The sequence below is a fragment of the Bartonella sp. AP21QHHD genome, from assembly GCF_042196205.1.
In the GTDB taxonomy this organism is placed as follows: domain Bacteria; phylum Pseudomonadota; class Alphaproteobacteria; order Rhizobiales; family Rhizobiaceae; genus Bartonella.
Genome location: NZ_JBHIPT010000054.1, coordinates 107294 through 116385 on the forward strand (window position 1 = coordinate 107294; position 9092 = coordinate 116385).

At 39.9% G+C, this 9092-nt stretch carries 13 protein-coding genes; all 13 read right to left on the bottom strand.

The window, feature by feature from the left end:
- Positions 1-562 precede the first annotated feature (562 nt).
- Positions 563-1135, bottom strand: coding sequence for a hypothetical protein (locus ACFIMC_RS04315; protein WP_375633360.1), 573 nt, complete (start codon positions 1133-1135; stop codon positions 563-565).
- Between the two features lie 10 nt (positions 1136-1145).
- A complete protein-coding gene (locus ACFIMC_RS04320; RefSeq protein ID WP_375680874.1) occupies positions 1146-1520 on the bottom strand; it encodes a hypothetical protein in 375 nt (124 codons plus the stop codon).
- An 88-nt stretch (positions 1521-1608) separates the two neighbouring features.
- Positions 1609-2745, bottom strand: coding sequence for a DUF6990 domain-containing protein (locus ACFIMC_RS04325; protein WP_375680878.1), 1137 nt, complete (start codon positions 2743-2745; stop codon positions 1609-1611).
- Positions 2746-2773: 28 nt separating this feature from the next.
- A complete protein-coding gene (locus tag ACFIMC_RS04330; RefSeq protein WP_375671796.1) occupies positions 2774-3139 on the bottom strand; it encodes a hypothetical protein in 366 nt (121 codons plus the stop codon).
- Between the two features lie 228 nt (positions 3140-3367).
- Positions 3368-3724 carry a hypothetical protein gene (locus tag ACFIMC_RS04335; RefSeq protein ID WP_375633362.1) on the bottom strand — a complete coding sequence of 119 codons (357 nt, stop codon included), beginning with the start codon at positions 3722-3724 and terminating at the stop codon, positions 3368-3370.
- A 228-nt stretch (positions 3725-3952) separates the two neighbouring features.
- Positions 3953-4318, bottom strand: a complete 366-nt coding sequence (locus tag ACFIMC_RS04340) for a hypothetical protein (protein WP_375636897.1) — start codon at positions 4316-4318, stop codon at positions 3953-3955.
- A 2-nt stretch (positions 4319-4320) separates the two neighbouring features.
- Complete coding sequence (locus ACFIMC_RS04345) at positions 4321-4494, bottom strand: hypothetical protein (protein WP_375636896.1); 174 nt, start codon at positions 4492-4494, stop codon at positions 4321-4323.
- Between the two features lie 103 nt (positions 4495-4597).
- Positions 4598-4846, bottom strand: coding sequence for a hypothetical protein (locus ACFIMC_RS04350; protein WP_375634503.1), 249 nt, complete (start codon positions 4844-4846; stop codon positions 4598-4600).
- 998 nt (positions 4847-5844) lie between these two features.
- The gene (locus tag ACFIMC_RS04355; protein WP_375633366.1) at positions 5845-6162 is read right to left on the bottom strand and encodes a hypothetical protein; all 318 of its coding nucleotides are present in this window, start codon (positions 6160-6162) and stop codon (positions 5845-5847) included.
- 10 nt (positions 6163-6172) lie between these two features.
- Positions 6173-6370, bottom strand: coding sequence for a hypothetical protein (locus tag ACFIMC_RS04360; RefSeq protein WP_375634502.1), 198 nt, complete (start codon positions 6368-6370; stop codon positions 6173-6175).
- A complete protein-coding gene (locus ACFIMC_RS04365; protein WP_375634501.1) occupies positions 6360-6917 on the bottom strand; it encodes a hypothetical protein in 558 nt (185 codons plus the stop codon). Before ACFIMC_RS04365 ends, ACFIMC_RS04360 begins: the two co-directional genes overlap by 11 nt.
- Positions 6918-6974: 57 nt before the next feature.
- Entirely contained in the window at positions 6975-7526 is a 552-nt protein-coding gene (locus tag ACFIMC_RS04370; RefSeq protein ID WP_375655262.1) for a hypothetical protein, read from the bottom strand.
- Positions 7527-7534: 8 nt separating this feature from the next.
- On the bottom strand, positions 7535-8041 hold the full coding sequence (locus ACFIMC_RS04375; RefSeq protein WP_375671791.1) for a hypothetical protein: 507 nt from the start codon (positions 8039-8041) through the stop codon (positions 7535-7537).
- Positions 8042-9092 lie beyond the last annotated feature (1051 nt).

Genomic DNA, 9092 nt, shown 5'->3' on the forward strand with positions numbered 1-9092 from the left:
TTTCCCCCAACGCCCTCCATTCCCCCATTCCAATTTTGACGCATTGCACAATCCAACCTTTACGCCTCCATTGGTACCTTTTCTCCCCAACCGCCCCACAACCGTCACGGCTCTTGACCAACCACACGCCCTATTACAGTTTCACGTTTTTACGATTTTGCAAATTCACAGAAAATAACAAAACTTCCGATCAACAGCCCCATTAAAGCCTATCACCAGCCTATTACAAACCTATCACCAGCCTATTCATTGCCATCAACCCTTTTCCCCCAGAGATCAGCGTAAAATGAGAAAAACAATCGATGCCCTCCTCCCACGTCATGAAGCAATGGCATGATCTAAAACTCACACCTCCCCCATGACACGAGCACTACATGCGCTTTTTCAGCGCTGCATTTAATTGCCGCGTAACCTTGTAATACGATATCAAACGCTTGATAAAAGAAATATACAGTGCCACAATGGGTATTGTTAAGAAAAAATCAAAAACACCCCCCAGCAGAATGATCAAAATCAGCGTGTAAGCTGCCGCCATTGCGTAATGCATTTTATTCCCTTCTCTTTATAAATTGATTGATTGGGTTGCTTCAGTCACTTCTTCCAATTGCTGAATCTTCTTTTTCAATCGATGAGTTAAAATTTCACGAAGGATCACAACAACAGGGATCGTTGCAAAAATACATACCGATAAAAAAAACCAGAAAAGCAAGAGAATGGCAAAATATTCAAATCTGCTCTCATCTATCTCATCTATCCCTTTAAAGAAAATCACATAGACATAAGCTTTGAAAAATATAATGATGAAAGAGAGGCATGCGTGGAGGATATAATCTTTGCGTGAAAAAGCGAGCCATTTTTTTAACGAATAGGAACTTATCTTTGTTTCTAGTGCTAAGTTTTGCGGCACTCTCTCTTTCCCTTTTCCGCTTTTTTCAAAGAAACAAAAACGCTGTGGATGTTCTTTCATCAAACGTCTTTGTTTTTTCACTCTGTAATAGAGCCTCAAACGCTTTATTAAAGAATAATAAGGCGCCACAATAATCATATTCACAAAAATGGCAAAAACTGTAACTGCATTTAGAAGAAAACATCCAATCGGCAGAAACAAAACAAAAACCGCGGCCTCACTCCTCATGCGTATAACCTCATTGATTAATCTCTTGCTGCTTTATTTTTTCTTTTAGTTTTTTCTTTATTTTTTCCAATTTACGCTCTTTAAAACGACAAATGCCCCACAAAATAGGAAGGGGTGTGAGAAGACAAAACCATATCAACACTGGTAAGAGAAAAATAAGAGAACCAATTCCTTCCCATCTTGTCCATTGCAACGGCTGTACCAGAGACTTTGCACCCGCAGGAACTTCTAAAGCCATCATGATAAGGCATGTACAAAACATGATGAAAAAGCGGTGCCCTATTATTTTACACCGTCCCACCCCTTTGCGCCTTTCCACTGAAGACACCATAAATTTTCTAAATGAAAAGAAAGACACTTCAAATGTTGCTTTTTTCTCCTGCATTGTTCCCCTCTGCTTTTACACTTCGCGCTTTTTACGCATTATTTTTAGGTTTAAGCTCTTTTTAATTTATCTAAACTCTTTATTTTTCTCAATAAATTTTTTCATCAATCCTAATTTCTACATCCATATATTCTAACTCCCCATCCTTTATGTAAAGAATATGAGGACGATAGTTTTTTCCATCAACCTCACAAATTGCGTCCTTTTCGTAAACAAAATATCCCTGTTGCCTTAATTCTTCTCTTTTTTCCTCGATCAAATTTTCATAAGAATCTCTTCTTCTATTGCACAAATTGGGATCTGTAGCTCTAAAACATTCATAGCTTTCTACCTCCATGGAAAAATCCTTTGCCGCCTGTTGAAGCAAATCGTAACTGGGTTGCTTTGTCTTTTCTACCGCCTGAGCAATCACCATTGCGCGTTCCAGATGCTCCTCTTCGATGCTTGTTTCAAAGCCCAGCTTCTCACCTTCCATAAAGCTTTTGTGATAAGAGTGTAAAGTTTCAACATCGCCCATCAAAGCCAGAGCTGCAAGATAACGCAGGGAATAAGAAGCCAACCGAGGGACCACCGTTTTGTTTTCCCAAGGCAGGATTCTATATTGAGAGTGAAGCATCTTGCCAAGATCAACCTCAGTCATTGCCTTTTCTAAAGTTTTCTCGAGTGCACGACGTAAACATCCAACGCTTACCTTTTCTTCAAAAATTTCCAACCCCTTCACATCAAAACTCAATTCAAGAGCAATCAAACCTCCAGAATTATAAGGGTCTATTGTTTGGCAAGCCGCCGCATGGATACCAGAAACCACCGCAATTGCACAATCAAATCGCGGATACCCCTTCTCAGCATTATAAAGAAACTGCACTTCACGATCTGGTAAATAATAGGTGGCCAAATGATCTCCTTTTCCCTCAATTTCCACCTTCCACCCCAAACTCTTTAAAAGCGCCGTTGCACTTTCCATCGTTAAGATTTCCTCATCAGAAAGAGAAAACTCTTTTTCCTCAGATAACAGCTTAATCATCGGCGTTGCTCCACTAGACGGCTCAAAAGCGACAGGTTGTTCAAGCACGCGGCTTAATTCTTTTGTCACTTGGCAATACAGTCTCACCCGCTTGAAAGTAGAGTAATACAATGCCCAAATAAACATCACGACCACGGCAGAAAGCAGCGTGAAAAGCGTCAAGCCCACACCCCACGAGAGTACAACAATAATATCCATCATTTTAATATCTATCATTTTCTCCGCCCCTTCATGCGCTGTTTTGTTGAGAAGCGGTTTTTCTCCGCTTCCAGATTGCTTGCTCCAACATATCGACCTTTTCTTTCAACAGAACCGTGAAAATGATACGAACCACAAAGGCAACAGGGATGAACAAAAAAATAAACCATGATATAAGCCACATGATTAACGAGAGAGCTGCCACGACATCCCCTTCCCACTCCGCCAACTTCCACCCAAGCAACATGGGTACGAAGCGAAGAGCCGTTCTTAAAGCTGCCACAATGAAAGCAATACAAAAGATGACTTTATAATTTTTGCGTGTCAGAAACGCTTCTTCAAGCGCAAAAGACCGTAATTCTTCATCCAATGGTGCATTTTTTCCATTGCCCCTCATTTTTTACCCCTCATTTGTCTCAATTTCTAAGCCATTTTCATGAACCGAAGCTTTCGTCCTCACAATGAATGAGGGTTCAATCAATATCAAGCGCTTGTATCCCTCATCTTTTATAAAGACAATATCAAGGGTGCATTTTTTCCATCACCTTCAAACATCGTACGAATAGAAACTCTCCTACAATGCATGAGAATATATAAAGACCAGTATTCATTTTCTGCCCGCCCTTCACACGCTGTTTTGTTGGTAAGCCGTTTTTCTTCGCTTCCAGAGTGCTTGATCCAACTGCTCGATCTTTTTTTTCAACAAACGTGTAAAAATGATACGAACCACAAAGGCAACAGGAATGAGTACAAAAAGAAGCGCTGATATAAAAACCAATATTAATGTTAAAATGAACAGGATATAATTCCACCACCCTGTCAAATCCCACTTAAAAAACATAAAGAATGCCATTATAAAAGCTGACACAATGAAAGCAATACAAAAGATGACTTTATAATTTTTGCTTGTCAGAAACGCTTCTTCCAGCGAAAAAGACCGTGGTTCTTCATCCAATGATGCATTTTTTCCATTGCCCCTCATTTTTTACCCCTCATTTGTTTCAATTTCTAAGCCATTTTCATGAACCGAAGCTTTCGTCCTCACAATGGATGAGGGTTCAATCAATATCAAGCGCTTGTATCCCTCATCTTTTATAAAGACAATATCAGCGGTGCATTTTTTCCATCACCTTCAAACATTGCACGAAGAGAAGTGCTCCTACAACACATGAGAATATATAAAGACCTGTATTCATTTTCTGCCCGCCCTTCACGCGCGGTTTTGTTGATAATTGTTTTTTCTTCGCTGCCAAATTACTTGATCCAATTTATCGAGCTTTTTTTTCAACAAACGCGTAAAGATGATACGGACCACAAAGGCAACAGGAATGAATACAAAAATTAAATCTAATATAACCTGCACGATGCAAAAGAGAACTGTTATGACATCCCCTTCCCACCCCGCCAACTTCCACTCAAGCCACATGAGTAAGAAGAGAAGAGCCGTTCTTAAAGCTGACACAATGAAAGCAATACAAAAGATGACTTTATAATTTTTGCTTGTCAGAAACGTTTCTTCCAGCGAAAAAGACCGTGGCTCTTCATCCAATGGTGCATTTTTTCCATTGCCCCTCATTTTTACCCCTCATTTGTTTCAATTTCTAAGCCATTTTCATGAACTGAAGCTTTCGTCCTCACAATGGATGAGGGTTCAATCAATATCACGCGCTTGTATCCCTCATTTTTTATAAAGACAATATCAGCGGTGCATTTTTTTCCATCACCTTCAAACATCATGTTTTCATCACTCACAGTGTACCCCCTATTGTCTTAAGGCTTCTCTTTTCTCCTCGATCAAATTTTCATAAAAATATCTTCTTCTATTGCACAAATTTGGGTCTATGGTTCTAAAATTCTAAGTGCTCTTTTTATTTTCAGGAAGATAAGCTGCTTTCCAAAGAAGAAGCAAACGAGTGCAAGAAAATCGTAACGAAGTTGCTTTGTCTTTATGACGATTTGAATCATCTAGCAAAACCGGCCCAAATAGATTTTTTCGATATTTTTTTTCAAAGCCCAAACTTTCATCTTCCATAAAGTTTTTATGAGAAAGCTGCCAAATGTTAACATCAGCCCTCAATACCAAAGCCCCAAGGTAGTGTAGCAAAGAAGAGTCCACTTGAGAGATAGAACAATTTCCTTTTCCCAAGGAAGGGTGTTCTATTGAAAGCCAAGCACGCGGACAAGATCAACCTCATTCATTGCCCTCATCGAAAACTTCCTCAAGTACACAGCATAAATGCCTTACGCTTACCTCTTCCTCAAAAAATTTCCAATCCCTTTGCCTTAAAATCTACCCCTTTGCCTCAATGCCTCGTTGTCAATCTGGCCCCCCCCAAAATGATAAAGCCCTAAAATGATAAGGATTAATTATTTGGCAAGCCGCCGCATGGATACCAGCGCCTCTCACAATTCCATAACCAAATTGCACAAAACCTTTTTCATCCAGAGAGAGAAACTGTCCTTCACGGTCTCGTAAATAAATAGATGTCCCTCTTTTCTTTCAATTTTCTCCCTCCACCCCAAGCTCTTTAAAAGCACTGTTACACTTTCTATGGAGCAAAACGTGTGCTTTTGGCTCACCTTCTCTATGCGTCTTGCCTCTCCACCTGCAAAAAATGGGCTTTTCTTCCCCAAACACCAGAATATCTTTTGCTTTAAGTATAGATTTTTCGCTCTCAATATCGCTTGGTAAGACACATTTTTATGCTTGATAAAAAGAAAATAAGTTACAAGATTTTCTCTCTTTAAGAGAACAGAAACAGCAAGTGAAACCCAAGAGCAGCCTCTCTTCACTTCCCCCTCAGCACTCAAGCAAGAATCCTACTCAAGCAAGAGCCTCAATTCTTTTCAAAACACGACACAAATATAAAAAGGCATAAAACGAGAAGTGTCCCCCATGCTCCTTAATGAACAAGTCAAAGGCAAGGCTCAATAAAAGCCCTCTTCACTTTCCTCTCAGCACTCAAGCAAGAGCACCAACTCAAGCAAGAGCCTCAATTCTTTAAAAAAACACGACACAAATATAAAAAGGCATAAAACGAGAAGTGCACCCCATGCTCCTTAATGAACAAGTCAAAAGCAAGGCTCAACAAAAGCCTCTCTTCACTTTTTCCCCTCGCTCACATCGTATAATATGACGGGAGCTCCTTTCTGCTCAACCTCTTCTTCTAATTGCCGTATCATTTTGTTCAACTGACGGGTCACGATAAAACGCATAATAAAAACAATCGGTAAGAATAAAAAAGTACAGGCAAGCAGCCATGCCAGTGGCTCGAATACGACAAGAGAAACAAAGTCCTGCCCTCTCCATATCTTAACGACAACAGTTATAACTATTGGAGCAGTCGCCATGACCGTAGAAAGATAGAATATTTTTTTATAGTCTTGCCAAACAAGAGAAAGCTGCTTTTTATCAAACATTCTGCTGCTTTTATTTTGGGGAGTTCTGTTTTAAGGCGATATCGCGTTCATTCAGCACGCATTTCAGTTCCTTTTTCACGCGACAATAAAGCCGCGCACGCTTGATAAACAGGTAATAAATGACAACGATTGGCGCCCATATTAAAACATTTAAGAGCGTAAAACACAGGAAAGAAATGGCTATTAATGTTATAAGACTACTCGTCATTTTGTCCCCCTTCCACATTCTGCATACGCATTGCCTGATCGCGTTGTTGTATCGCTTCTTCCAATTGTGGAAGTATTTTGTTCAATTTTCTCGTTAATTTTATGCACATGATCCCAATGATCGGAAAAAAGAGAAGAACCCCTAACCATATAAGGCTCAACAGCTGCATGATAAAGGCAACACTATCATTTTTCCACCATACCAAATTTGCAATAGAGAAAGCAGATTGCAAAACAGAAAAGAGAATAAGGATAAAAAAGATTATTTTACATTCTTTTGAATAAAAAGGCAGAGATTCTTTGAAGTTAAGAAAGCGCATTTTCGCATCAAGGGTCTTATGGGCGAGATTGTGTCTTTTCATTTCTCCCAGATCATTGCGCAATTGTTGTATGGCTTGCTTTTGTTGCGTCGTACTCTTTTTCAAGCCTTGAGAGAGTTTAAAAGATAACCTGATATATTTGATCAACAGGTAAGGAAACCTGACCATAACCATAACCATTAAAATGGCAATGATAATGAACCCTAAAAAAACCAAATGCTGCATCATAATGTTCCCTTTTTTTCCCTATCGCATTGATGTGAAATCATCATTTTTATTTTCTTCTCAAGCAAATGTTTCTAATTCCTTTACTGTTTCTTGCACGCCATACTGAAGGAGACTATGGAGAATTAAAATGACAGGTAAAGAAACAACAATACATGTCCAGACCCAAAACAGCAGTCGCATGACAAAATCAATAATGTGAAGCACCATCATAGGCACGTAATTGTGCAAAAAAACCGCAGATTTTGGAAGAAAAGCTGAAAAAACGACAACACCTGTGCTAAGTGCAACCATAACGAAGGCGATAGAAAAGATCATAAAATAATCTTTTTTTGAGAGAAGCAAAGATTCTTGAAAAGAAAAGGCACGCAACTGTGTTGCAAGAACTGTATTCTGTCCCCTACCCTCTGCCTGATTATGCCTCAAATTCTGCGCTGCACCCTTTTTTAATTTTCGCTGCGTCGCCAATAACAAGATTGTCCGTTTTATCAACGAATAATAAAGTGCAACGATTGTCACCACGGTAGAAAGGAATACCATAAAAATTGCAGAACAAATAAAAATTGCCGTCCCTACGGCAATCAACATTCCAATGATTAAAGAAGCGCTCACTTTTCCCCCTATTGTCTTCTGTTAAGAGGTTGGTTGTCTAGCTGTTTCTGCTCTGGTAAGTTTTCCCATTGTAGCATCATTTCCTTCACATCCCGTTTAAATACGGCGTTAAAGACAAAAAAGAGCGGAAACAACCCAAAAAGAACGCCAAAAATTATTTGCGGCAAGAGACATAAAAAAGCCCAAACACTATTCCACCCCGCGTCAAGAACGTGCTGAATTATAGGATTTTGGAATGGGTGTTTAAGACTTTCCTGAAGACTTTCTTGTTTCATTTTTCCCAGTGCTTGGAGCTGTTCCTTGGATATAACGTGAAAAAATTCCAAAGGGCTCATATAGGCAGACGCGGAAAAAAGCACCAACAAGAGGATAGCCAAACAACAAATGATGATATAATCGCCTGTTGAGAGAGCCGTCCATTTTTTGAAAGTTGCCGATTGATCCAACACTGGCTGCGATACAAAAACCTTATCTCCCTTATGGGCAGATTGGTGTTGTGATTTATCTTCGATCATACGGATACTCCCCCACTTCTAAAATTCCCACTCTTCAATATTTGATAGCACGCCACCAGCGCGGTAAATTCGCTTAGCACCCTTCTCAGAGTAATGCAAGTACTATAAATCCCCTCTACGTATTTTATTCATTTGCCCTATACGCGCTTATACATGCGCGCTTACAAGCCAAAACACCCCTTTTCCCAAGGAAGGGTGTTCTATTGAAAGCCAAGCACGCGGCCAAGATCAACCTCAGTCCCAGATCAACCTCATTCATTGCCTCATCGAAAACTTCCTCAAGTACACGACACGCCCTACGCTTACCTCTTCCTCAAGAAATTTCAATCTCTTTGCCTTAAAATCCACCCCTTTGCCTCAATGCCTCGTTGTCAATCTGGCCCCCCCAAAATGATAAAGCCCTAAAATGATAAGGATTAATCATTTGGCAAGCCGCCGCATGGATACCAGCGTCTCTCACAATTCCATAACCAAATTGCACAAAACCTTTTTCATCCAGAGAGAGAGAAACTGTCCTTCACGGTCTCGTAAATAAATAGATGTCCCTCTTTTCTTTCAATTTCCCCCCTCTACCCCAGGCTCTTTAAAAGCACTGTTACACTTGCTATGGAGCAAAACGTGTGCTTTTGGTTCACCTTCTCTATGCGTCTTACCTCTCCACCTGCAAGAAAATGGGCTCTTCTTCCCCAAACACCAGAATATCTTTTGCTTTAAGTATAGATTTTTCGCTCTCAATATCGCTTGGTAAGACACATTTTTATGTTTGATAAAAAGAAAATAAGTTACAAGATTTTCTCTCTTAAAGAGAACAGAAACAGCAAGTAAAGTCCAAGAGCAGCCCCTCTTCACTTTCCCCTCAGCACTCAAGCAAGAATCCCACTCAAGCAAAAGCCCCACTCAAACAAAAGCTTCAACTCAAGCAAGAGCCTCAATTCTTTTAAAAACACGACACAAATATAAAAAAGCATAAAACGAGAAGTGTCCCCCATGCTCCTTAATGAACAAGTCAAAAGCAAGGCTCAACAAAAGCCTCTCTTCACTTTTTCCCCTC

What these genes read in the sequence shown, in the direction of transcription:
- ACFIMC_RS04330 (WP_375671796.1), bottom strand. Translation starts at nt 3,139, where the DNA reads ATGAGGGGCAATGGAAAAAATGCACCATTGGATGAAGAATTACGGTCT.
- ACFIMC_RS04315 (WP_375633360.1), bottom strand. Translation starts at nt 1,135, where the DNA reads ATGAGGAGTGAGGCCGCGGTTTTTGTTTTGTTTCTGCCGATTGGATGT.
- ACFIMC_RS04375 (WP_375671791.1), bottom strand. Translation starts at nt 8,041, where the DNA reads ATGATCGAAGATAAATCACAACACCAATCTGCCCATAAGGGAGATAAG.
- ACFIMC_RS04340 (WP_375636897.1), bottom strand. Translation starts at nt 4,318, where the DNA reads ATGAGGGGCAATGGAAAAAATGCACCATTGGATGAAGAGCCACGGTCT.
- ACFIMC_RS04360 (WP_375634502.1), bottom strand. Translation starts at nt 6,370, where the DNA reads ATGACGAGTAGTCTTATAACATTAATAGCCATTTCTTTCCTGTGTTTT.
- ACFIMC_RS04355 (WP_375633366.1), bottom strand. Translation starts at nt 6,162, where the DNA reads ATGTTTGATAAAAAGCAGCTTTCTCTTGTTTGGCAAGACTATAAAAAA.
- ACFIMC_RS04325 (WP_375680878.1), bottom strand. Translation starts at nt 2,745, where the DNA reads ATGATGGATATTATTGTTGTACTCTCGTGGGGTGTGGGCTTGACGCTT.
- ACFIMC_RS04365 (WP_375634501.1), bottom strand. Translation starts at nt 6,917, where the DNA reads ATGATGCAGCATTTGGTTTTTTTAGGGTTCATTATCATTGCCATTTTA.
- ACFIMC_RS04335 (WP_375633362.1), bottom strand. Translation starts at nt 3,724, where the DNA reads ATGAGGGGCAATGGAAAAAATGCATCATTGGATGAAGAACCACGGTCT.
- ACFIMC_RS04320 (WP_375680874.1), bottom strand. Translation starts at nt 1,520, where the DNA reads ATGCAGGAGAAAAAAGCAACATTTGAAGTGTCTTTCTTTTCATTTAGA.